Genomic DNA, 22,451 nt, shown 5'->3' with positions numbered 1-22,451 from the left:
ATAGCGATTGTCCACTTAAATACTAAAATCAAACGCGGGAAAAACGATGTCTTTCCTGTTCTTTTCCAAGCTCCCATTTGATTTTTGACTGTTAATGTAGCAAATGTGAAAGTCGACATTAGAGGTGATCAAATGAAAGTGGGTGGCATAGACGCAAGCCGCATTGAGGCCATGGTTGCGCAATTAAAAGCGACTGCCGCCAGAATGGAGGCCAGCTCTGGTCTGGGCGTGAGTCCGACAGAAAATACTGCGCCCCCTGGCAGACTGGACTTTGCTGAGGCCTTGAAGGCTTCACTGGAAAGTGTGAATCAGTCACAGGTGAGTTCGCAACAATTGGGGCAAAAATTTGCCATGGGTGATGACAAAGTCAGTTTGTCTGATGTGATGATTTCCATGCAAAAAGCCAATATTTCATTCCAGACTACGGTACAGGTCAGGAACAAGCTGGTATCCGCTTACCATGACATCATGAATATGCAGATATAAGTTGCGCAGTCCTGGTGTGCTGGTAAATGCCAGAAATTCGCATTTTGCGACAGCAAAAAAAACAAAGCCCGGTTATTTGAAACCGGGCTTTGTTTTTAGCGTATGCCAGTCAGTTTGGCATTGCGTTCTCGTTCCAGTTTCATGATGTACCGCTGAATACTGGCTAACACGCTATTGGACATATTGATGAACTGGCAGCCGAGCCGGCGGTTTGATTTTCCATTGAGCAAAACCAGATCCTGTGAATTGCGTATTTGCAGTATCACGTCCACCAGACCTATGGTTGGTAAATCCAGTTTGCAATGCTCATAGATCACACCGATTGTGCTATCGAGAACTTTTCTTTCATCCAGTATGGCAATGCCGCCGCAGCTGATATCTACCAAAGCAAGCTTCAGTATTTCCTGTCTGTCTTCCAGTTGCACGGGTATTAGCGCACGGATAGGGTTGGAGAGCGGGGTATTGATACGATAATATTCGCGCCTTTGCAGACGTATCATATTCGTCGGTATCTCAAACTGCAGTGCAGGGCGGTCTTCGAAATCGATGCGTTCAAGATTGGAAGCTGAAAATTGTATGCTGATTCTGTCCAGCAAACCTTCAAACGACACTCTGGAGGCTTCAATAATGCGCTGATTTGCCAATTGACCGGGTGCACTGTCGATAATCACGAGGTTGGTGTCGTCATCAACATCAAGTATAGAAGTGATGAAAACTTCTGAACCATTATTGATCAGCATGCTGATCAATTGCTTGCTTTCTTTCAAGCCGCGCAAAAGACCGATGATTTCCCGGCGGGAATCAACTTGAAACGGGCTTTGATTTTCTGTACCCAGACTCGGAGGTGTCGATGGCATATTTTTATAATAACATTTAAAGAAGGGGCTGTTTAATTTTTTGTGGCCCTGAAGTCTCCGAAATTGTCTCAGACTTTTCCGTATCAATATGGTAAAGCCAAGCGAGCAGTTCTGCAACTGCGCGATACAAGGCGGGAGGAATATCCCGGTCAAGATCGACTTTCATCAGCAAGGAAACCAACTCCTTGGACTGATGTACATGTACTCCATGCTCTTTGGCTCTGGCAATAATTTCTTCTGCGATCAAGCCCTTGCCTTTGGCAACTACTTTAGGCGCTGCATCGCCATTCTGGTAAGCCAGCGCAACGGCATTTTGTATTGGTTTGACAGGTGGATTAACTGCGCTCATTTTTATTCACCACAAAAGACATCAGTGGTGAGCCGGCCATCTGCATCGCAGTTGCCAGTTCACTTGCATGATCCTTCAGAGCGGAGACAGTGGTGCTTTGCTCAGCCCGTAAGGACAGGCCCAGATTACTCGATTGCAGATTGATGATAGCCGTGACTGGCCCCAGGTTGGGCAAATCAAAGTGAACCACCGATTGCCAGTTTGCATCCTCAACTTCTTGTGGATTGCGATTGCCCGGGCTTTCTTTTTTTATCTCCCACTCAATTTTTTGCCCGGGGAAAAGCTCTCCTTGCCATCGTACAATATTTTGCTCAAGAACATTTAATTGCTGGTGAATTATTTGTCCCATTTCTTTATTCACCGGGTTTAAAGCGGTAGCAGAGTTGCTGACAGCCATGTCAGACGAGCTAATTTGGGATTGAGGCTCTGCCTTGATGTCATTGATAGGACGTTTACCCTGTGCCCATTCTGCAACATGCGATTCATAAAACAAGCCGCTGGTGTTGATCTGATGCTGGAGTTTGTTTGCTGTTGCACTAGTGTCCTTTAATTCTGCAACTGTCGCCACTACAGGCGTCTGACTGGCAATACTCAGTTTTTCGCCCTGATTTGGGGCAGTCTGCAAAATTTGGGTAATAAATTTACCTGTACTGCTCAGGGATGTCGGTGCGCTACTCAGGCGATCCGGCGTCGTATCAATTGCAACGGCATTGTTGAGGTTTGCCTTGTTACTGACTTCAGTCGATTTAGTCGTTGCAACTTCCTGAGTACTGACTTTAGGTGAATTGATGCTGGCATCATTGCTGATTTTTTTGCCAGCTTCGTTGACGGACAGATTGACTATGCTGGAAGTATCGGCTTTGACGCCAGACTCTGGAATACCTGTCCTGGCGGTAGTTTGAGAGCTGGGTGTCTCAACTTCGTCAGCAACAACGCCCAGATAATTACTGGCAGGCAGTTGCTGGCGTTTCTCTGCACCTGTGGCGTAATTTTGCGGTAGTGGGGTCGGGAAGTGAGCGTCGCCGTCATGTTCCAGCAGGAATGTGGGGCGAGGCTCGGTCGCAATAAGGCGCAATGGAATTTGGTCACCCGTCTTGCTACCTTCGGGTAACATCATTTTGGCAGTAATACCAGCTACTCTGACGGTAAAGCTGCCGTCCATCAATTTTGACAGGATCTCGCCCTTGAGCAATTGCCCGGTAACAAGCTGTGCCAGTTTCGGGGTGATGTCCTGCTTGGTTTCGCTAATTGATAGTGCAGCTGCTGGTGCCTCGATATTGGCAACTGGTTTGGACAGGATATCGAGTCGGGTAGCCATAAAAATCAGGCTGTATTACCTGCACCATAAGCATTGGATAATTTTCTGTTGGTACTGGAATTTTTCATCATATCTGACAACTGCGCCATCCATGGTTCAGTAATGTCACGGATTTCCTTGTCGTCAGCAAGAATTTTTTTGATGATGCGGACTTTCTTGTCACGCATATCTGCAGGCAGATCAAAAGGAATCTCGCTTTCACGTATGGTTTGTACGCGACTGGAGCAGTCACTTTCCAGTTGTTCCAGCAATTCCCAATTTCCTGAGCGTGCAGCTTCCAGCATGTTGCCTGTAATCGAAGCAACATTTTCATACAATGAGATCAGTTCCAGACTATTCATCTTGATTCAAGCCTCAACAAAGTTGGCAGGACGAGGTGACAATGGGTCAACATTCATTTTCGGGGCTTCAGTAATGACCTCTTTAGTGGGGGCAATGGCTTCCCAGGAAGTTTTCAGGTCACGCAATAAATTCTGAACTTCAGTGAGCATATGGTCGTTATTTTCCAGATTGGCTTGCAATAGCCTGGCCGTCATGTACTCGTACAATGAGTCCAGACTGACAGCAATTTCACCACCGGCTTTTTTATCCAGGCTGGCACGCAAGCCGTTTTCAATAATCGCTATTGCTTTTGAAATAGCCTGACCTTTGGAGGCGACATCTCCTGTACTCAAATGATGCACGGCATTTGAAATGGCAACTATGGCTCCATCAAACAGCATGACTATTAATTTGTGGGGACTGGCAGCAACAACGCCAGTCTCAATGCCAACTTTTGCATAGGCATTTGCGCCGCGCACTTGAGATGAGCCAAACATAGCGATTTATCCTCTCTGGTATTTTCTGATTGCTTACTGAATTTATTTCGTACTTGCAGTTAATGCTGCTAATTGCTGAGTAAGAAACGAACTCGTATTATTGAGGTTGCTTACAATTCTATCCAAAGCAGTAAATTGCGCACGATAACGCGCTTCTACATCGAATAAACGACTATTCAAAGTATCGCGTTGTTTGCCGATATCTTTGATACTTCTGTTAATGCCATCACTAGCGCTGGATATCGAGCCTGAAGTACCGACAACGGTAGAGAGCAGGGAAGATATCTGTGTTGCATAGCCTTTGGAGAAATTCAATGTCCCGCGAGCACCAATGGCACCGCCGCTAACCAATATCTTCAGCCCTTCAGTTGGCGTACTGGCCGCACCTGTCAAATATTGACCAACTCCAGATGCAGTGACGCCATTAATTTTACCTGCAACATCAACGCCAGCCGTTCCGGCCAGCGAAGTGCCAGTCAATGAAGCTGCACCTGTTCCTGTACCATCGGCCAGTGTGACGTTGGATGCACTGCCGTAGCGAGTGGATTGCAATTGCAGAAAACCACTACCATTGATGGTTGCAACTACGGTCGAACCATTATCTTTGAATATTGAATTGCCATTGATCGACGTCTGTATCAAAGTGGCGAGTGCGGATGAGGTATATGAGCCGGCAGCCAGGGATACCGATGCGGTTTTACCATCCAGTGTGACATTGACTGTTGTGCTGGCTGCAATCGTTGTATTGCCGGTAGTCAGGTCAAGATTTCCCAGCAGACCACCTTGTGTGGCAATCGCGGAGACTTCAACAGCATAAGAACCTTGTTGCGAAGCGCTGGTTGAGCTGCTGTAGCTGATCAGGCTGTCTGTGGCTTTACCAACAGAGGCAAACAAACCGCTGATTTCACTGTAATTAGTGTTTAACGCACTCTGTAATTTACTTGAATCTATCGCCAGGGTGCCGTCTTTTTGAAAATTGATACCTATGCTGGCAAGCGTCGTGATATTACCACCCAGGCCATTCACACCTGCGGTCAGGGTAGAGCGAATCTGGCTTTGTACATTGCGGGCAGTCGAATCACCAATCAGGATGCCGCCTTTTTTGGTATTTGCATCATAGCCAGTCAGGTTCTTTAATGTGGACTGCAGATCGTTATAGCCTTTGACAAAGCCATTGATCGCGGACTGGATGCCACTGGTATTGGTGGTAAGTGTCAGTGAGGTTGTGCCAACCTTGCCAACATTGAGGGTGGTGCCCTGAATCGCACCAGTGACTGCATTGGAGGCACTGGAAATGGAAATGCCATTGACGGTCAGTGCGGCATTTTGCGCAGTCGTTGTTTCCGTCAGGTTTTGTGTACCGGCAGGGTCGTAATTTAGCAGGTTTTGAATCGCTGCATCACCGGTAGCACTGATTTTCAGGCTGGATGCAGCCCCTGTTTTACTGGAATTAAGCACCAGATGGTAAGGTGTTGCGCTGCCATCGCCAACGATAGTCGCATTGACACCCACATTGGCGGCATTGATCGCATCACGTATACCTTGCAGTGAATTATTGGCGCCATCAATAGTTACCGTGCCGGTTGCCTGACCAGCGTCCTGGGTAAATGTAGAGCCACTATAGACGCCATTGGTGGCGCTACCGCCGGTAATGGTGCCAAACTGGAAGCTGATGGTCGTGCTGGTTCCGCTACCGATGCTGGCTGTGGTACTGAGTTGACCTGCACTTGAAATAGTTTGCGCCTGGGCAAGCTTGCTGACGTTGATATTGTAGCTGCCCTGTGTGCTAACACTGGTCGTAGTTGCCGAGACTATCGAACTATCTCCAGAACTGGCAGTCAGTGTCTGGAAAGTCCCGAGATTGCTCAGGCCGGTCACATTCGATTGAAAAATGCCAAGCGCACTATTGAGTGAGCCGTAAGCGGACAGCTTTGCTTGAAAGCTGGCTTCTTTTTTGGCTAATGTAGTCAGGGGTTGGCTTTCAACCTGCATTAACTTTGTAATCAGGCCATTAACGTCAAGATTTGCGCCTATGCCTGTTGATTGTATGCCCACGTTATTCCCCCTTGTCAGACCGTACTGTACTAAATTATCGGCTAAGGCAAACTAGACTTTAGAGGGGAATTTACCTGCCAATTTAAAATTTAGCCCAAAAAGGCCATATTTGTGAATTATGCTTGCTGTTTAATTAATAGTCCCTGCAATTTATCGAGTGAGCGAGAAATTTCAAGAGCTTCTTCTGAGGGAATCTGACGCAATACTTCTTTGGTTTGCTGGTCAACAACTTTGACCACGACACGATTGCTGTGCTCTTCAACACTAAATTCCAGGTTCTGGGACAGTGCTTGGATCGTTTTGTTGATATCGTTGACTGCTTTCGTCACTTTCTCTACTTCGGGTGGGGAAGTAGCGGACGAAGTCGCTTTGACAGCATCAATGGTTTGGGTTACAGCAGCAGATGACTTGTGTACCGTAGCGCCAGCATCTGAAGCAGGTATGCGGTCATTGATCAGTTGTCCTGATTGAGAAGCACTCCCTATCGATCGGATGTCCATGATCTTTTCCTTCAAGAAAAATACCCCTGACCAAAAATTTGGTCAGGGGGACATGCTTTAAGCTTAAGTATAGACCTAATTTACATAAGCCTACTGTTATTAACCACGCAACAGGGCCAGAACACCGTTAGGCAAGGCATTTGCTTGAGCCAGAATCGCAGTACCGGCTTGTTGCAGAACCTGACCACGTGTCAGTGTAGCAGTTTCCTGAGCGAAGTCTGCATCACGGATACGGCTGCGGGATGCTGTCAAGTTTTCAGAGTTAGTGTTCAGGCTTTCGATCGCAGAAGAGAAGCGATTTTGATACGCACCCAAAGAAGCGCGGGAGCTGTTGATCGATTGCAAGGCCGCATCAATGGTCGTCAACGCGGCGGTGGCCCCGGCAGCAGTGCCCAGATTCAGTGAGGATACACCAGCACCGACTGTTACTGTGGCAGAAGTGAAGCCACCTGTCAGATTGGCTGCTGTCAAACCAGTGCCAGTACCGTTAGCCAGAGTGATACCTGCAGAGCTGGTAGAAGTCAGGGACAGTGTCGATGTGCTGACATCAGTTGCGCCAGTTGCCGATACAGTAATACCTGTGTTGGCGGCGGCAGCAGCAGCATTTGTGCTGGCTGTTACAGTAACGTTGCGGCCATCAGCAGCAGCCAGTGCAACTGCACCAGTTGTTGTATTGAATGTAGCTGTAACACCTGTTTGTGTACTGATTGCATTAACCGCTGCAGCAACTTGAGCACCACGTTGAGCACCGGAAGTCGAAGCGCTCAAGGCACCCAGATTCACGCCGTTAATAGTGATGTCGCCGGAAGCAATCGCTGTTGCAGATGTGCTGGCTGTACCTGCAACTGTTGTGGAACCTACAGTCGCTGTAACGCCTGTGCTACCGCTGATCGCATTGATTGCTGCTGCTTTTGCGATACCGCTGCCTGTGGAGTTGGAGAAAGATACGCCGTCAGCAGCAGATGCGCCAACCTGGAAGCCGTTGATGGACAGGTCACCAGCAGCCAGAGCTGTTGTAGTAACTGCACCGGCACCGGCTACTGTAGTAGCGTAGCTGGAAGATGCACCAACACCCAGGGCGCTAGATTTTGCGCTGGAGATGGAAGCGATACTGATTTGGTCGTTTGCTGTACCGTTAGCACCAACTTGGAAAGTTTGTGCTGTGAAGCTACCGTCAAGCAGGTTCACGCCGTTGAAGTTAGTGTTGCTGGCAACGCGGTTAATTTCAGAGATCAACTGACTTGCTTCGTTGTTCAGAGCTGCACGATCAGAAACGCTGTTGGAGCCGTTGGCAGATTGTACGGCCAGATCACGGATACGTTGCAAGTTGGCACCGATTTGTTGCAGTGCGCCCTCAGCGGTTTGCGCCAGAGAGATACCGTCGTTTGCATTACGAGCAGCTTGATTCAAGCCGCCGATTTGCGAGGAAAGACGTTCGGAAATCGCCAGGCCAGCAGCATCGTCTTTTGCGCTATTGATACGCAAGCCAGAAGACAAACGTTGGAGGGACGTATTCAGAGCGGATTGAGATGTGCTCAAATTGCGTTGCGCATTCAGCGAAGCAATATTGGTATTAATGACAGCCATGGTGATTCTCCTTACCTAAGTTATACAATTTTGGCGTAGTAGCCTGAAACTTTGGTCTTTCGTGCTGACTATTGGACCGCCGTTGTAAAGGGTATCGGTAGAGACTAAAAAAGTTTTAGCGTGTTTCTGAAAATAAATCTTATTTTTTCTGCTCAAGTTTTTTTACTCTTTCCGCTTGTCGGCGCTTTTTTTAAATACTTTAGGGTCTAATTTGATTTAGTTTTCAGGCTTTATTTAACACATGGAAACAAAATCATTAGTTATAAAATAAGCCTGAGCATGATGGTTTCTGGTATTTTCCGATTTAAGCATGCAGTTTTATTCACTTTGACCGACAGCCTGTTAAATTGAGTGACAAATATACAAATAAGAAATTAAACCTTACCAAGGCGTTAATCATGGCAAAAACCGGTTTTGATACACAAAAGGCGATGCGTGAGGTAAATAAACTTCTTGCCGCGCACTCACTGGCCGATGCCAGGCAAGCCTGCCTGAATGTTATTAAGCATTTCCCCCATCATGCAGAAGCCTTGTATACCTTGGCAAAAGTATCTGGCGAACTAAACCGGTACGATGAGGCTATTGAATACTTGAAGCAGGCATTCGCTGTTACTTCAAATTTCTTTGGTGGCAGGAGCATTGCTTTTGGTATTTTCAATAAGTATCTGACAAACAAGGATTTTCCCCGATTAGAAGAGTCCAGTCTTTGGTTATCAAACTACTTGCCGAATGATGGCATCGTCTGGGATTATCTAGGTGTAGCGCGCATAGAGCAGGGTAAATTTCCTGAGGCTTACGAAGCACTGAGTAAGGCCATTGCCTTATTGCCGGGCAATCCACATATCCTTGTGAATATCGGCAGCGCCCTCATTTCTCTTGAGCGCTGCGCCGAAGCAATTGTCTATCTCGAGAAATCCCTGGCAATTCAACCTGATCTGGTTGTTGCGCTGAATAATCTTGGGAATGCCTTACGTTATATAGGCAGGACTGAAGATGCCATTGAAAAAATATCCAGTGCGATCAAGCTTAGTCCTGATTTGCCTTATTTATACAATAATCTTGGCCTTGCCTATCGAGAAAACAGTATGTACAGCATGGCAATAGAGCAATATCGCCATGCTTTGCGACTGCAGCCAGACCTGGTTCAGGTGTACCCTAACCTGATAGATGCCTTGCGTCAGAATGGCCAGGTGCAGGATTCCATACAATGTGGTCAGCATGCGCTGAGCTTGACCGAGGATTTACCTGAAATCTGGGGTGCTTACGGCGATACATTACGTGAGGCAAATCATCTTGATGCGGCGATTGAAGCTTATATCAAAGCACTATCTTTTAAAACTGATAATCAGTCATCCTTTAATCGCAAGATATACACAAACTTGCTGTTTTGCCTGAATTACCATCCTGATTTGACGCCCGAGGTCATATACAACGCCTATCACGAGTTTGATTTACGTTTTGGGGTGCCACTCAAATCTAACTGGAAAAAATTCAAAAATACACTTGCCCCAGGTAAGCGCTTGAAAGTAGGTTACGTCACCCAGGCTTTCTATAACCATGTGTGTAAATATTTTCTTTTGCCATTAATAGAAGGACACGACAAAAGTCAGGTTGAGGTGTATGCCTACGCCAATCCACCTTTTGATGATGAAGTAACAGCCTATTATAAGAAGCAGATAGATCATTGGGTGCCAACCCGGGATATGACAGATGATGTCCTGGCAGAGCGTATACGTGCAGATGGTATTGATGTTCTGATCGATGTGGCTGGTCATACGAACGGTAATCGCCTACCCGTTTTTGCCCGCAAACCTGCGCCGGTTTCCCTGCATTGGCTGGAGTATGGCTACACCACAGGTCTCAGTGCCATAGATTATTACTTGACTGACAAGCCCAGTGTTGACGACAATTGCGCCCATTTGTTTTCTGAAAAAATTTGGTGTCTGGATGGGCCTGCGTTTGTGTACAGGCCAGATACCAGAAGGGCGGAGTTGGTGTCGCCGCCGTTTGAGCAGACTGGCGTCATCACTTTTGGCAGCCTGTCTCGTTCGACCAGGATAAATCACAGAGTAGTGCGTGTATGGTCAACAATACTGGATGCGATGCCCAATTCTCAGTTGATGATCAATAGTGGTGATTTCAAGGATCCGCAAGTACAAGAAGAAATGGCGTCCCGTTTTATGCGTTATGGCATAGACAGGTCTCGTTTGCATATAGGTTACAGTTCCCCCTCCTGGGAAGTGTTAAAGCATGTGGATATAGGCCTGGATTGTTTTCCGCATAATTCTGGTACGACCTTGCTGGAATCCTTGTATATGGGCATTCCGTTTATATCCTTGATGGACAGACCTCCTGTAGGGCGCATTGGTGCCAGTCTGTTGACAACGATAGGACATCAGGAATGGCTGGCCCAAACTGAGGAAGAATATGCGCAAAAAGCCATTATCCTGGCGCATAATCCTGATGAATTGCGCAGGCTGCGCGGCAGTTTGCGTCAGGAGATGGAGCAATCATTGCTGATGGATGAACCAGCTTTTGCCCGCTCCGTAGAAAAAGCCTATCGCCAAATGTGGGAAATTTATTGTAAGGAGCAGAATGCATGAAAGCGGTGATTTTAGCCGGAGGACTGGGAACGAGAATTTCTGAAGAGACTCATCTCAAACCTAAGCCCATGATAGAAATTGGCGGGCACCCCATACTTTGGCATATCATGAAATCGTACTCGGCCCACGGGGTCAACGATTTTGTGATTTGTTGCGGTTATAAGGGCTACTTGATCAAGGAATATTTTGCTAATTATTTCTTGCATATGTCGGACGTCACTATAGACATGCAAAAAAATCACATGGAAGTCCATGAGCGCCATGCGGAGCCATGGAAGGTAACATTGGTGGACACTGGCGAAGAGACCATGACAGGTGGGCGGCTCAAAAAGGTCGCACGTTATATCCAGGATCAGGAAGCCTTCTGTTTTACCTATGGTGACGGCGTGTCGGATGTGGATATCAGTGCCTCAATTGAATTTCATAAGTCACACGGCAAGCTGGCTACTGTAACAGCCGTGCTGCCTCCTGCGCGTTTTGGTGCGCTGGAGCGGAATGGTGACCAGGTTTTGGGATTCATTGAAAAACCAAGAGGTGATGGAGGATGGATTAACGGCGGGTTTTTTGTTTTGTCTCCCAACGTGCTCGATTATATTGCGGATGAAAATGTCAGTTGGGAACTTGAACCCCTGTCTGGTCTGGCGCGCGCGCAACAATTAATGGCTTTTGAACATGCTGGTTTTTGGCAGCCTATGGACACTTTGCGTGAAAAGAATCTGCTCGAAGAGTTGTGGCAATCAGGGAGTGCACCTTGGCGGAAATGGTAAACCGTATGCTACCCGACCCTGAATTCTGGAAAGGGCGCAAGGTATTATTGACAGGGCACACTGGCTTCAAAGGGGCCTGGTTGGCTTTCCTGCTTCAAAGCATGGGGGCAGAGGTGACAGGACTGGCTTTACCACCCAATACTTCCCCTAATTTATTCGATGCACTGGCGTTGGGGCAGTGCATGAGCAGTCACATTGGTGATATCAGGGATTTTGAATTGGTGGCGCAGGTCGTGCGCGCGTGCCAGCCTGAAGTAGTACTGCACCTGGCAGCACAGGCGCTGGTCCGACCAAGTTATCGGGATCCGCTGGCAACATTTGCCACTAATACTATGGGAACAGCCCATATCCTGGAAGCGCTCAGGGAATGCAACAGCGCCAGGGTCGCAGTAATGGTGACGACCGATAAAGTTTACCGTAATCTGGAGCAAATGCGCCCTTACCCTGAAACGGCTGAACTGGGAGGGCATGATCCGTACAGCGCCAGCAAAGCAGCATCAGAATTAATTATCTCCAGTTATCGTGATGCATTTTTGGCGCAGCGAGGGCTGACTCTGGCAGTTGCGCGAGCAGGGAATGTGATCGGCGGCGGCGACTGGTCTGAAGACAGATTGCTGCCAGATGCTGTCAGAGCCTGGGAAGCAGGGCAGGTGTTAAAGGTACGGAGACCGCAGTCCATGCGCCCCTGGCAGCATGTGCTTGAGCCTCTGTCTGCCTATTTATGCCTGGCTCAGGCTGGATATGAAAGTGCTGGCTTGGCTCAAGCATGGAATTTTGGCCCTGAAGGAGCTGCTAGTGTACGTGAAGTGGTGCAACTGGCCCGCCAGGAATTCGGTCGCGGAGAGGTTGATTTCGCCAGCGAAGTTGAAGGTGTGCATGAAGCAGGCTTGTTAGCGCTCGATGCCAGCAAGGCGCGAAATGAATTGGCCATCGTGCCACGTTGGGATTTGTCTGCTGCTGTCTCGCACACTATGCGTTGGTACGCCGATTTTTCTGTGGGGATGCCAGCACGAGACTTGTGTCAGCGTGATGTCAACGCCTATTTTCCCCCGGGAGACTGATAGGGTTGATCTGTATGAATAACTTGCAACTTACATACTAGCTGGTAGTATGTTCAAAATTGTTTTTTGATGAAATGCCATGCCGCCTGAACGCTTTGAGTTAATACCAACACCTTTAGAAGGCTTGCATGTTTTGAGGCGTAAACCATTGGGCGATAGTCGTGGTTATCTGCAACGCATGTTTTGTTCTGGTGAACTGGCGCAATTTGGATGGCGGCAGCCAGTCAGCCAGATCAATCATACTTTTACCATGAAGAGAGGTACTGTGCGTGGTTTGCACTTGCAGCTTCCTCCCTATGCCGAGATGAAGTTGATTACTTGTTTAAAAGGGGAAGTCTGGGACGTAGCTGTTGATGTCAGAAAAAATTCCGCAACTTACTTGCAGTGGCATGCGATTTTTCTGACAGAAGAGAACAGGTATAGTTATCTGTTACCAGAAGGATTTGCCCACGGATTTCAGACCCTTTCTGATGATGTAGAGATGATGTATTGTCACAGTCAGCCTTATATGCCTGCGTATGAACTGGGACTGAACATCATGGATGAAAAATTGAAAATAACTCTACCCTTGGCGATATCTGAAATATCGGAAAAAGATCGCCAATTACCTTGGTTGGGTCATGAGTTTAGCGGAGTGAATTTATGAAATGCAGGCATTGTGAACATGTCTTGTCGAAACCTTTCCTTGACTTGGGAAGTGCGCCACCTTCAAATGCATATTTGCGTCCGGATACTCTGGAAAACCCGGAAACCTGGTTGCCTTTGAAGTTGATGATTTGCGAAGTATGCTGGTTGGCACAGACACTGGATTTTACAGGCCGCGAAAACTTATTTGATGCTGAATATGCCTATTTCAGTTCTTGTTCTGCCAGTTGGTTGCAGCATGCGCAACAATTTGTGACGAAGATGCGTCAGCAATTGAATCTGGATGCCAATAGTCTGGTAGTAGAGATCGCAGCGAATGATGGTTATTTATTGCAATATGTGCAAGCTGCTGGTATCCCCTGCCTTGGAATTGAACCTACGACCAGCACGGCAAATGCTGCGCGGGCCAAAGGCATTCCTGTTTTAGAGCAATTCTTTGGCATGGAACTTGCGCAGGAACTAGTTGCGAAAAGGCAATCGGCAGACCTGATGGTCGCTAATAATGTGTTGGCGCACGTACCTAATATTAATGATTTTGTGAGCGGTTTTGCCTGCTTGCTCAAGCCTGAGGGGGTGGCAAGTTTTGAGTTTCCGCATTTGCTTAATATGGTGCAGGAAAATCAATTTGATACGGCCTATCATGAACATTATTCCTACTTGTCTTTACATGCGGTACAGGTGATATTTGAAAAAAACGGTTTGCATGTATTTGATGTTCAGGAGTGGCCTACCCATGGGGGCAGCCTGCGCGTACTTGCACAACGTAGCGATACTATGAAATATTCGCTAGAGAATAGTGTCGCCGCCATGTTGCTGAAGGAAAGGGCCGCGGGTATTGCAGATCTGGCTTTTTATCAAAATGCTCAACGACAAGCTGAAAAGGCCAAGTTTGAATTATTGGAATTCTTACTGACTTGCAAGAAACAGGGGCAGCAGGTAGTTGCCTATGGCGCAGCTGCAAAGGGTAGCACTCTGCTTAATTTCTCAGGTGTCAGGCCGGACCTTTTATCGTATGTGATTGATATCAATGTGCATAAACAAGGCAAATATTTGCCGGGCAGCCGTATTTCTATCGTGACAGAAACAAGACTCACTGCAGATAAGCCAGATTATGTTTTGATTTTGCCATGGAATTTGCGTCAGGAAATCGTCAGCCAGTTAGACTATGTCCGGTCGTGGGGAGGGAAGTTCGTCACGGCCATACCATCGTTATCCATTTTTTAGCAACAGAGAGACATGTCATGACAAATGATCCGCGCGATGTTAACGGTGAGCGTTTGCAAAATGCCCTGCATAAATTAGGGCGCAATATTAAACACAGGGAAGAACTCATTGCCCTGTTAAAGAGAATGGAAAATGAAATGAATTTTCCTGATATCTCTGTGCGTAATGATATAACTGGTCCGATCATTGATGCCTTGCACGATGACACCGATGTATATGAGAAGACCTTAGAGGATGGAACACGTTTCCGTTTTCTGTTCCGAACCAAGATTGCACGCGATTTCATGTTGTCTGATCAGATTCACCCTGACCATGTGTGGGAGCCTCAGACGACCAAGCTTGTATTGGACCTGGCAGCATCAAAAAAAGGCGATGTGATCGTCGGCGGTGCTTATTTTGGTGACCAGGCAATTCTGGTAGCTAAAAAAATCCTCGACAGAGGAGGTGTTATACATGGCTTTGAACCAAATACTGAGCAAGCAGCCATGTTTGAAGAAAATGCCAGGATCAACGATTTGCCGAATGTCAGAGTAAACCGCCTTGGCTTATGGTCAGAGAGTAGTGTCAAACTAAAACTTGATGGCTTCGATTCATTTGCCAACTCAGTTGAGGCAAAAGAAGACGAAGATGGTTTCAAAACCATCAGTATTGACGATTACAGGAAGCAAAACTCTTTGCAAATCAGCTTGATACAACTAGATATTGAAGGGGCTGAATTGTCTGCCCTGAAGGGGGCCATGTCGACCTTGAAGCAGGATCAGCCCAATATCGTTTTTGAAGTCCATCGCACCTATGTAGACTGGAGTAAAGGACTGGACAATACTGACATTTGCCGTTTTCTGGCGGACTTGGGCTACAAGGTTTTTGCTTTGCGCGACCTCAATTCTCATTACAGCATGGCCGGGAAAAGAATTGAAATTATCCCGGTAAACAAGGTTTATCTTGAAGGTCCGCCGCATGGCTTTAATATGTTGGCAGTCATGGACGAAAGCTATTTGCAATCTGACTTATATCGTATCGTTGAAAATGTCAGCCCAAAACTATTGGTGCATAAAGATCCCGCACTTCATCATCCTGTCGATGGTTTTTAAGTCCCATGACAGTCATTGAAAAAAAAGCGACCATCATAGGAGGGCAAGGCTTTGTCGGTAGTTATCTTGCCAGCTATTTGCGGGCTCAAGGTTGGCAGTGCCATATCCCGGATAGAAACGAATTCTTCCTGGGTAAGGAGGATATGGGCTATGTGTTTTATTGTGCTGGATTGACGGCAGATTTCAGGCAAAGGCCTTTTGCGACCGTTGAGGCGCATGTGCAATTACTGGCAGGCGTATTGGAGCGTTGTAATTTCAGTTCGTTGACATACTTGTCCAGTACCAGGGTTTATTCCGGTGCAGCTTCAACTGCTGAAAATGCAACTTTGTCGGTCAGGTCATTTGAACCTGGAGACTTGTACAATATTTCCAAACTGATGGGTGAGAGTCTGTGCTTGAATAGCGGGCGAAATGTGCGTGTGGTCAGACTCTCTAATGTTTATGGTGAGGCTATGCCGGATACAAATTTTCTCGGAGAGATACTGGCAGAGGCAGTGACAAAAAAGAGAGTGATATTCCGAAGTTCTCCAGATTCAGAGAAAGATTTTGTATCCATACAGGATGTCGCCTATTATCTGACGGAGATTGCCTGCGCGGAAGGGAACGAGATATATAACCTTGCCGCTGGCAAGAACACCTCAAATTCGACAATTGCAGCTATTCTTCAGAAGACAGGGGTGCACTGTTCGTTTCAGGAATCTGCGCAAAAAATATGCTTCCCAAAAATCAACACAAGCAAGCTGCAGCAAAATTTTGGAAGCAGGACACAAGATTTTGCAAGTGATTTATCTACATTATTTACCCGCTACTGTGAGGCTGTATGAATCCAATAAAACAATTCGAAATAGAGAGAGATGCCCGCATTGAGCAACTTGGCAAAGATGTTGAATTCCAGGCGCAATCCAGAGATTGGTTGGAACAGAGTATGCGCAAGCAATATGTCTACAATTTTTCGTGGTTGGGTAGACCCGTCATCCAAAATCCGATTGATCTAATCGCGGTACAAGAAATCATCTGGCGGGTACAACCTGATCTGATCATTGAGACGGGAATAGCGCATGGAGGCTCAATTATTTTCTCGGCATCGATGCTTGAACTCCTCGCGCTTTGCGGCGGTAATCAGGATGCTAAAGTGTTAGGGGTAGATATTGATATCCGTGAGCACAATCGGGAAGCGATTTTGGCGCATCCTATGTCCAGAAGAATCAGTATGCTGGAAGGATCCAGTGTTGCCCCGGAAATAGTAAAGCAAGTGCAGACTGCAGCGGAAGGGAGAAAATCCGTTCTCGTCATGCTGGATTCAAATCATACGCATGAACATGTTCTTGCTGAATTGGCTGCATACTCGCCATTAGTCAGTAAAAGCAGTTATTGTATTGTTTTTGATACCTTTGTTGAAGATGTCCCGGCAGATGTGTTTGAGAACAGGCCATGGCAACCAGGTAATAGCCCCAAAACTGCAGTGCATGATTTTTTGAAAATGCATCCAGAATTCGAAATTGACCAAGGTATGCAAAATAAGTTACAGATAACCGTAGCGCCCGACGGATTTTTAAAACGCATAGCATAGATTGTTATTTATTATCCTTCTTAACATTACATTTTTCTTAATCTAGTCACAAATTAAAAAATTAAAGGTCATTATGGCAGTCAATTATTCGATGGTGAATTTTTACGGACTGAAGGATAACGAGGCATTTATCAAAGGGATTCAGCAGTCCGTGAATCAGATCAATGATCAGGTAGGTATTTTTACCGGCGATAATTTATTTACTTATAACCGCAACTTGAGTTTTTTAGGTGATGAGAAATTCATGGCTGCATTTAATAGGCACGCCCAAGACTCAACAGAGAAGTCTATCATCTGGCGCAATTATGTAACGTGCTGGGCTGCAAGGAACGCCTTGCGGTTGGAAGGGGATTTTGTCGAGGCAGCTTGCTATAAAGGCACCACGGCCAGAATTATCTGGGATTATGTGAACTCTGTGACTCCAACATCCAAGCACTATTACTTGTATGACTTGTTTGAGCATGATGATTCTATGCCGCATCATGCCCTGCCTGCACACAGCAATGTTTTGTATGAGCAGGTGAAGTCTCGATTTACCGAATTCCCTAATGTTCACGTCGTTAAGGGCAGAGTACCAGATAGTTTCGCCATTGCAGTGCCGGAAAAAATTTCATTCTTGCATCTGGATATGAATCATCCAGACGCTGAAATTGCTGCGCTCGAAGTCTTATTTGATCGTCTAGTACCAGGCGGCGCCTTAATTTTTGATGATTACGGCTGGTCTTATTACCGAAACCAAAAAATGGCAGAGGACCCATGGCTGGAAAAGCGTGGCTACCAAGTGCTGGAATTACCTACAGGCCAAGGCATGGTGATTAAGTAAACTTGCGTTTGTGACGATGATAGTCCAATTGACTATCATACAAGGTGCAAAGGCAATGTATTTCTTGATATATCGAATCGCGCGTCTGCTTCTATTGCGATGCAATTTTGCATCAAATAGGTCAGGTAATTAAATAAGGCCCTCAACGTTATCTGCATTGAGGGCCTTGTTTTTCTTGCTGCTGTTGTTTCCGGACGGGCGTGCTTGATGTCCTGAACGTAGCTTAGAGCGCACAGTACTAATTAGCCTTGATTACCCGGTTTTTTCCAGATTGTTTTGCTTCATACATCGCCTTGTCAGCACGCTTGATGGTTTCTTCCTGTGGTTCGCGTGAATTGCGCAAGGCAACGCCGGCACTAAAGGTGATAAATAGGCGCTGATCGTTGGCGGTGAAGAAGTGCTTGGTTAACTCCCTCTGTACTCGCATCATCGCCTGCGCCGCTTCTTCCAGTTGCGTCTCTGGCATAATGATGACAAATTCCTCGCCACCGTAGCGTGCCACGACGTCAATTGATCGCAGGGTTTGCTTGACAATGCGTACCAGATGAACCAGCGCTTCATCACCTGCAGCGTGGCCATGGGTGTCATTGAGTTTCTTGAAATTATCGAGATCCAGCAAAGCTACACATAGGGGAGTATTGCGGCGGTCGGCTCTGTCGGCCTCGCGTTCAAATACGTCATCCATGCCACGGCGGTTCAAGCTGCCGGTGAGCTGATCTTCCCTGACCAGTTCACTCATGTGAGCAAGCTTGTTTTCCAGTTCCTTGATACGTGCTTCAGCTTCGCTGACTTCTTTTTGTGCAGCGACGATCATGTCACGTGAGCGCAAGGTTTCGGATTGTACTTCCTTGGTTTCATTGAGGATATTGCGTATCAGATCACTGACTTCGGCGACATCCTTGGCTGAACTCAGTTGCTGCGAATATGCACCCATCTTATGCTGATATGCACCTGTGCTGTCAGCCATGGCATTCAATCTGTCGATAAACGCCGTCATCATGTTTTTGACTGAGGTTTTCGACTCGGCAATACTGTTTTTCAGTACGCCTTGCTTGTAGATGACATCCTTGAGACTGCGCGTAGCTTCTTGCAATGCACGGTGATCGATAGGGCCGGCAATGAGATTTTGTACAACTTCGATTTGACCACGCAACCAGTTGTCGTTATCCAGCAGATCATGGATATTGGTCAGCAATAAATCAAACAGGCGCAATAACAATTCCTGTTGTTCTGCGCTATCCCCACTTTGCAATTCAATTTGAAAGCACAACTGCTTCAAGCGGCCAGCAATTTGATTCAGTTCCCCTTCATTGACAGCTGTTTTGACCGACATGCCCAGACTTTCTGATTCGCCAGCCAGTTGCGGCGTGGGTTTCAGCAGTGAGGTGAGGGCGAGTGTCAAGGTCCGGTATAGCAAATCCTTGAGTATGCGCAGGCGTGGGTCTTCAACCGGACCATCATCGACCAGAGAGATATTTTTGCTGACAGCAGGCGCGGGTACCGGATCATCAACCAGGCTGATATTGTTAGCTGGTGCAGGCGGCGCAGTAATGCGCTCTGCCAGTTGCGTCAGGCCGCGGCCATAGTCTTGCCAGTTGCCAGTCTTGATCGCACGGCTGAAGCGCTGACCAAAGCTGGACATGTCACCAGTCGAAAGCTGCAGGTTGTTGGCAAAATTGGCCAGTAAAATTTCCGCTTCTGAAATTTGGGGTGCTGTTTCTGGTGGAGGCGTAACCTCTACCGGAACATCGGGGATACCTGCGATGTCATTATAAAGTTTGCGATAGGCTTCTGGTGTTGGCGCAATTCGCTGTATCGCCAATTGCCTGAATGTCTCGCGCGCAATATCAGTAGGGCTTTTGAATTGCGAATTATTTGGAGTTTTTGACATTTTGCTTTGCCAATGACCTTGCTAACAGGAGTATTGCTGACGACATCAACATTGCCGTTTAATCTACAAGCTGATTTTTAATGGCATAGTGCGTTAATTCAGCATTGTGCCGCAATTTCATCTTCAATAGAATTCTGGACCGGTATTCGCTAATGGTTTTTACAGAAAGTGACAATTCTTTCGCGATATCACTGACCGACTTTCCGGAGGCGATCAAAGTCATGGTTTGAAACTCACGATCCGACAAGGTTTTGTGCAGCGCATCTTCATGCTCCTGATTCAGATTATTGGCCAGTTCCTGAGCCAGTTGCGTGCTGATGTATTTCAAACCACGGGCCACCTGGCGTATAGCCTCCAGAATCTGAGTACTACTGCATTGCTTGTTCAGGAAGCCTGAAGCGCCAGCCTTCAGCGCACGCACGGCATACTGGTCCTCCCTATGTATGGAGAACATCAGTACGGCAATAGAGGGCTTTTCTGACTTGATTTGCTTCAAAACCTCAATACCATTCTTGTCCGGCAGGGCAATGTCGAGCAGCATGACTTCAAAATCCAGCTGGCGGCTCAGACGTATCGCCTCCAGCCCGGCTTCTGCCTCTGCAATAACCGCGATATCTGTTGTGGTCGAGATAATGCTTTTTATCCCTTCCCTGACCACGGCATGATCATCGACGATGAGTACATTAATTGCTGCTTTTTCTGTCATGCAAAATCCATTTTCTTGTTCAGGCGACCTGACATTAGCTGGCAAGTTATCGGTAGTGATATTGAATGCTAATGGCAAGCAAAGTATTCGTCTATTTTATAAGCTAAGTGTGGGCTTTCGGTGCCACAAAGAAAATTATTTTGATCAACTCAATTACAATGTACAGATGAGCAAAGCATTTATCAAAGAATCTGATCCGGACGACGAAGAAGAATTCGGCGCGCCAGCCATTCCTGCGGGTGTGAAAAATTACATGACGCCGCAAGGGCATCAGCGCATGAAGGATGAGTTTTTACATCTCATGGACGTGGAACGCCCCGAGATTGTCAATATCGTGCACTGGGCCGCCTCGAATGGCGACCGTTCAGAAAATGGCGATTATATCTACGGCAAGAAGCGCTTGCGCGAAATCGACAGGCGCATACGCTTTTTGACCAAGCGCCTCGATATTGCGGAAGTATTTGATCCCCGAATTCATCATGGTTCTGATCAAATTTATTTTGGGGCCACGGTCACCTATGAAAACCAACATGGTGAAGCACATACTGTCACCATTGTCGGTGTTGATGAATTTGACCCCCTGCAAGGCAAGATCAGCTGGATTTCCCCAGTGGCCAGAGCACTTATCAAGGCCAGGGTTGACGATACAGTGACATTGCGTACGCCAGGAGGAATAGAGGAGTTGACCATACTTGAGGTCAATTACCCGGCATAAGATTTCTAATTTCCTGATTAATCCACATGTCTATTGCTTATTCCAAACTCAACCATCCCTTGCGCGTGCCACTGGCCGCCGAAGTTCATTCCCGCCCCTCGTTGCGTCTGCATGCACCTGAGACGTTGACACACCTGGCCATTTTTGCCAGGAACGACGCTCATCTCGGTGGCGATAACTTGCTGACCCAGCAAGTCATACTGGGTGATTTTTGCCGGCACTTTGCAGTCGCCAGTCCATCAGGCGACGCCAAGTATTTCTTCCATGATTTTGGTCGTTTCCGCCTTAAATGGGAATGCCATACAGAATTCGCCACCTATACCTTTGTAGAAAACCAGGCCGAGCAGCAAGACGAAACCCCGCCAGAGGCGGAGTTGGCGCAGGTATTTGCGAATGCACCGATTCGCCATTTGCCACAACAGTGGTTGTTTGAATTGCAAGAAAAAGTCATGGTGGCGACCCATGTGGCACTTATTCCTGCCGCACAGGAATTTCATCCCCCTTTACCGGTAAAGCAGATATTTGAGGGCGGAGTGGTGGTTGGTAGTGAAGTCTTGAGCCGTGGCGAAGTGTGGACAGATTTTCTGATCCAGGCTGACGGTTTCAGCCGCTTTGTCGTCAAGGACAATGGCTTTCTGGACCAGCAGGCAGGTCGTACCGTGCAGCGATTGCTGGAGATAGAAACATACAGAATGATGGCTTTGCTGGGTTTGCCACATGCGCAAAATGCTTCTTTTGTGTTGAATGACATAGAAAGTGAACTGGTTACCCTGACTGCAGCCATGACCATGGCAAGTAATGGTCACGGTGAAGCAAGTTCTACTGACGCCGAGCAAAGCTTGCTGCGTCAAATTATAGACCTGGCTGCCCGCACTGAAAAACTGGCACTGGAAAACAGTTACCGCTTCGCCGCGTCCAAAGCGTATTTCAAGCTGGTGCAGTCGCGTATAGCCGAGTTGCGTGAGTTCAGGATAGAAGGAGTGCCCACCATAGGTGAATTCATGGACAGGCGCCTGGCACCTGCCATGAATACCTGTGAAGCAATTGTTCGCCGCCAGGAAACGCTCGCAGAGCGTATTGCGAATACCAATGATTTGCTGCGCACCAGGGTAGGTATCGTCCAGGAACAGCAAAACCGCAAGATACTGCAAAGTATGAACGCCCGCGCCGGTCAGCAATTACGTTTGCAGCAGGCTGTAGAGGGCTTGTCTGTTGTGGCGATCAGCTATTACATGACTGGCCTGGTCTATTATGCGGGCAAGGGCCTCAAGGCAATGGGTCTGCCCATCAATCCAGATATTCTGGCTGGCTTATCGCTACCTGTGATCGCTGGTGTAGTCTGGTGGGGGTTGCGCAAAATGCACAAGACCATACACTGACAATCA

At 47.2% G+C, this 22,451-nt stretch carries 22 protein-coding genes; 12 read left to right on the top strand and 10 right to left on the bottom strand.

Features of this window, described 5'->3' with window-relative positions; translation table 11 throughout:
* Positions 1 to 132 precede the first annotated feature (132 nt).
* Positions 133 to 486, top strand: a complete 354-nt coding sequence (gene fliE / locus AC07OI_RS10015; RefSeq protein ID WP_492706208.1) for a flagellar hook-basal body complex protein FliE — start codon at positions 133 to 135, stop codon at positions 484 to 486.
* 95 nt (positions 487 to 581) lie between these two features.
* Here fliE and AC07OI_RS10010 read toward each other — a convergent pair whose 3' ends face one another.
* From AC07OI_RS10010 to AC07OI_RS09975, 8 genes are all read right to left on the bottom strand, one after another.
* Positions 582 to 1,343 carry a flagellar brake protein gene (locus tag AC07OI_RS10010; protein ID WP_495257108.1) on the bottom strand — a complete coding sequence of 254 codons (762 nt, stop codon included), beginning with the start codon at positions 1,341 to 1,343 and terminating at the stop codon, positions 582 to 584.
* Positions 1,344 to 1,359: 16 nt separating this feature from the next.
* Entirely contained in the window at positions 1,360 to 1,692 is a 333-nt protein-coding gene (locus AC07OI_RS10005) for an EscU/YscU/HrcU family type III secretion system export apparatus switch protein (RefSeq protein ID WP_495257107.1), read from the bottom strand.
* A complete protein-coding gene (fliK, locus tag AC07OI_RS10000) occupies positions 1,679 to 3,010 on the bottom strand; it encodes a flagellar hook-length control protein FliK (protein WP_495257106.1) in 1,332 nt (443 codons plus the stop codon). The genes AC07OI_RS10005 and fliK overlap by 14 nt, the downstream gene beginning before the upstream one ends.
* A 5-nt stretch (positions 3,011 to 3,015) precedes the next feature.
* The gene (locus AC07OI_RS09995) at positions 3,016 to 3,351 is read right to left on the bottom strand and encodes a flagellar protein FliT (protein WP_492706216.1); all 336 of its coding nucleotides are present in this window, start codon (positions 3,349 to 3,351) and stop codon (positions 3,016 to 3,018) included.
* Positions 3,352 to 3,357: 6 nt separating this feature from the next.
* Positions 3,358 to 3,828 carry a flagellar export chaperone FliS gene (gene fliS / locus AC07OI_RS09990; protein WP_492706218.1) on the bottom strand — a complete coding sequence of 157 codons (471 nt, stop codon included), beginning with the start codon at positions 3,826 to 3,828 and terminating at the stop codon, positions 3,358 to 3,360.
* A 42-nt stretch (positions 3,829 to 3,870) separates the two neighbouring features.
* Complete coding sequence (gene fliD / locus AC07OI_RS09985; RefSeq protein ID WP_492706219.1) at positions 3,871 to 5,883, bottom strand: flagellar filament capping protein FliD; 2,013 nt, start codon at positions 5,881 to 5,883, stop codon at positions 3,871 to 3,873.
* Between the two features lie 116 nt (positions 5,884 to 5,999).
* On the bottom strand, positions 6,000 to 6,383 hold the full coding sequence (locus AC07OI_RS09980) for a flagellar protein FlaG (RefSeq protein WP_492706221.1): 384 nt from the start codon (positions 6,381 to 6,383) through the stop codon (positions 6,000 to 6,002).
* Between the two features lie 99 nt (positions 6,384 to 6,482).
* Positions 6,483 to 7,970 (bottom strand): flagellin N-terminal helical domain-containing protein, encoded by a 1,488-nt coding sequence (locus AC07OI_RS09975; RefSeq protein ID WP_492706223.1) that lies wholly within the window; start codon positions 7,968 to 7,970, stop codon positions 6,483 to 6,485.
* Between the two features lie 398 nt (positions 7,971 to 8,368).
* On the opposite strand from AC07OI_RS09975, the gene AC07OI_RS09970 reads away from it, so the two are divergent.
* From AC07OI_RS09970 to AC07OI_RS09930, 9 genes are all read left to right on the top strand, one after another.
* The gene (locus tag AC07OI_RS09970) at positions 8,369 to 10,573 is read left to right on the top strand and encodes an O-linked N-acetylglucosamine transferase, SPINDLY family protein (RefSeq protein ID WP_495257105.1); all 2,205 of its coding nucleotides are present in this window, start codon (positions 8,369 to 8,371) and stop codon (positions 10,571 to 10,573) included.
* Positions 10,570 to 11,340: a glucose-1-phosphate cytidylyltransferase gene (gene rfbF, locus AC07OI_RS09965; RefSeq protein WP_495257104.1), complete on the top strand. Its 771-nt coding sequence runs from the start codon at positions 10,570 to 10,572 to the stop codon at positions 11,338 to 11,340. The genes AC07OI_RS09970 and rfbF overlap by 4 nt, the downstream gene beginning before the upstream one ends.
* Positions 11,341 to 11,345: 5 nt before the next feature.
* Complete coding sequence (gene rfbG, locus AC07OI_RS09960) at positions 11,346 to 12,401, top strand: CDP-glucose 4,6-dehydratase (protein ID WP_495257103.1); 1,056 nt, start codon at positions 11,346 to 11,348, stop codon at positions 12,399 to 12,401.
* Positions 12,402 to 12,480: 79 nt separating this feature from the next.
* A complete protein-coding gene (locus tag AC07OI_RS09955; RefSeq protein WP_495257102.1) occupies positions 12,481 to 13,047 on the top strand; it encodes a dTDP-4-dehydrorhamnose 3,5-epimerase family protein in 567 nt (188 codons plus the stop codon).
* Complete coding sequence (locus AC07OI_RS09950; protein ID WP_495257101.1) at positions 13,044 to 14,270, top strand: methyltransferase domain-containing protein; 1,227 nt, start codon at positions 13,044 to 13,046, stop codon at positions 14,268 to 14,270. The genes AC07OI_RS09955 and AC07OI_RS09950 overlap by 4 nt, the downstream gene beginning before the upstream one ends.
* Before the next feature lie 17 nt (positions 14,271 to 14,287).
* Positions 14,288 to 15,361: an FkbM family methyltransferase gene (locus AC07OI_RS09945; RefSeq protein WP_495257100.1), complete on the top strand. Its 1,074-nt coding sequence runs from the start codon at positions 14,288 to 14,290 to the stop codon at positions 15,359 to 15,361.
* 5 nt (positions 15,362 to 15,366) lie between these two features.
* Positions 15,367 to 16,185: an NAD-dependent epimerase/dehydratase family protein gene (locus AC07OI_RS09940; protein WP_495257099.1), complete on the top strand. Its 819-nt coding sequence runs from the start codon at positions 15,367 to 15,369 to the stop codon at positions 16,183 to 16,185.
* Positions 16,182 to 16,931: a cephalosporin hydroxylase family protein gene (locus tag AC07OI_RS09935; protein ID WP_495257098.1), complete on the top strand. Its 750-nt coding sequence runs from the start codon at positions 16,182 to 16,184 to the stop codon at positions 16,929 to 16,931. Before AC07OI_RS09940 ends, AC07OI_RS09935 begins: the two co-directional genes overlap by 4 nt.
* Before the next feature lie 73 nt (positions 16,932 to 17,004).
* Positions 17,005 to 17,754 (top strand): TylF/MycF/NovP-related O-methyltransferase, encoded by a 750-nt coding sequence (locus AC07OI_RS09930; protein ID WP_495257097.1) that lies wholly within the window; start codon positions 17,005 to 17,007, stop codon positions 17,752 to 17,754.
* A 238-nt stretch (positions 17,755 to 17,992) separates the two neighbouring features.
* Here the strand turns inward: AC07OI_RS09930 and AC07OI_RS09925 are convergent, their stop codons facing one another.
* Together AC07OI_RS09925 and AC07OI_RS09920 are read right to left on the bottom strand one after the other, a co-directional pair.
* A complete protein-coding gene (locus AC07OI_RS09925; protein ID WP_495257096.1) occupies positions 17,993 to 19,645 on the bottom strand; it encodes a GGDEF domain-containing protein in 1,653 nt (550 codons plus the stop codon).
* 58 nt (positions 19,646 to 19,703) lie between these two features.
* On the bottom strand, positions 19,704 to 20,351 hold the full coding sequence (locus AC07OI_RS09920) for a response regulator (protein WP_492706242.1): 648 nt from the start codon (positions 20,349 to 20,351) through the stop codon (positions 19,704 to 19,706).
* 166 nt (positions 20,352 to 20,517) lie between these two features.
* Between AC07OI_RS09920 and greB the strand changes: the two genes are divergently transcribed.
* Together greB and AC07OI_RS09910 are read left to right on the top strand one after the other, a co-directional pair.
* Positions 20,518 to 21,066, top strand: coding sequence for a transcription elongation factor GreB (greB, locus tag AC07OI_RS09915; protein ID WP_492706244.1), 549 nt, complete (start codon positions 20,518 to 20,520; stop codon positions 21,064 to 21,066).
* A 26-nt stretch (positions 21,067 to 21,092) separates the two neighbouring features.
* Positions 21,093 to 22,445, top strand: coding sequence for a DUF3422 family protein (locus AC07OI_RS09910; RefSeq protein WP_495257095.1), 1,353 nt, complete (start codon positions 21,093 to 21,095; stop codon positions 22,443 to 22,445).
* The last annotated feature ends 6 nt before the right edge of the window (positions 22,446 to 22,451 follow it).

This window comes from Undibacterium sp. GW821-FHT07F11, assembly GCF_059418665.1.
This window is presented reverse-complemented; position numbering and strand designations above follow the sequence as displayed.

Excerpts from the sequence above, each read along its gene's own strand:
- fliE (WP_492706208.1), top strand. The coding sequence starts at position 133 with ATGAAAGTGGGTGGCATAGACGCAAGCCGCATTGAGGCCATGGTTGCG.
- AC07OI_RS10010 (WP_495257108.1), bottom strand. The coding sequence starts at position 1,343 with ATGCCATCGACACCTCCGAGTCTGGGTACAGAAAATCAAAGCCCGTTT.
- AC07OI_RS10005 (WP_495257107.1), bottom strand. The coding sequence starts at position 1,692 with ATGAGCGCAGTTAATCCACCTGTCAAACCAATACAAAATGCCGTTGCG.
- fliK (WP_495257106.1), bottom strand. The coding sequence starts at position 3,010 with ATGGCTACCCGACTCGATATCCTGTCCAAACCAGTTGCCAATATCGAG.
- AC07OI_RS09995 (WP_492706216.1), bottom strand. The coding sequence starts at position 3,351 with ATGAATAGTCTGGAACTGATCTCATTGTATGAAAATGTTGCTTCGATT.
- fliS (WP_492706218.1), bottom strand. The coding sequence starts at position 3,828 with ATGTTTGGCTCATCTCAAGTGCGCGGCGCAAATGCCTATGCAAAAGTT.
- AC07OI_RS09980 (WP_492706221.1), bottom strand. The coding sequence starts at position 6,383 with ATGGACATCCGATCGATAGGGAGTGCTTCTCAATCAGGACAACTGATC.
- AC07OI_RS09975 (WP_492706223.1), bottom strand. The coding sequence starts at position 7,970 with ATGGCTGTCATTAATACCAATATTGCTTCGCTGAATGCGCAACGCAAT.
- AC07OI_RS09970 (WP_495257105.1), top strand. The coding sequence starts at position 8,369 with ATGGCAAAAACCGGTTTTGATACACAAAAGGCGATGCGTGAGGTAAAT.
- rfbF (WP_495257104.1), top strand. The coding sequence starts at position 10,570 with ATGAAAGCGGTGATTTTAGCCGGAGGACTGGGAACGAGAATTTCTGAA.
- rfbG (WP_495257103.1), top strand. The coding sequence starts at position 11,346 with ATGCTACCCGACCCTGAATTCTGGAAAGGGCGCAAGGTATTATTGACA.
- AC07OI_RS09955 (WP_495257102.1), top strand. The coding sequence starts at position 12,481 with ATGCCGCCTGAACGCTTTGAGTTAATACCAACACCTTTAGAAGGCTTG.
- AC07OI_RS09950 (WP_495257101.1), top strand. The coding sequence starts at position 13,044 with ATGAAATGCAGGCATTGTGAACATGTCTTGTCGAAACCTTTCCTTGAC.
- AC07OI_RS09945 (WP_495257100.1), top strand. The coding sequence starts at position 14,288 with ATGACAAATGATCCGCGCGATGTTAACGGTGAGCGTTTGCAAAATGCC.
- AC07OI_RS09940 (WP_495257099.1), top strand. The coding sequence starts at position 15,367 with ATGACAGTCATTGAAAAAAAAGCGACCATCATAGGAGGGCAAGGCTTT.
- AC07OI_RS09935 (WP_495257098.1), top strand. The coding sequence starts at position 16,182 with ATGAATCCAATAAAACAATTCGAAATAGAGAGAGATGCCCGCATTGAG.
- AC07OI_RS09930 (WP_495257097.1), top strand. The coding sequence starts at position 17,005 with ATGGCAGTCAATTATTCGATGGTGAATTTTTACGGACTGAAGGATAAC.
- AC07OI_RS09925 (WP_495257096.1), bottom strand. The coding sequence starts at position 19,645 with ATGTCAAAAACTCCAAATAATTCGCAATTCAAAAGCCCTACTGATATT.
- AC07OI_RS09920 (WP_492706242.1), bottom strand. The coding sequence starts at position 20,351 with ATGACAGAAAAAGCAGCAATTAATGTACTCATCGTCGATGATCATGCC.
- greB (WP_492706244.1), top strand. The coding sequence starts at position 20,518 with ATGAGCAAAGCATTTATCAAAGAATCTGATCCGGACGACGAAGAAGAA.
- AC07OI_RS09910 (WP_495257095.1), top strand. The coding sequence starts at position 21,093 with ATGTCTATTGCTTATTCCAAACTCAACCATCCCTTGCGCGTGCCACTG.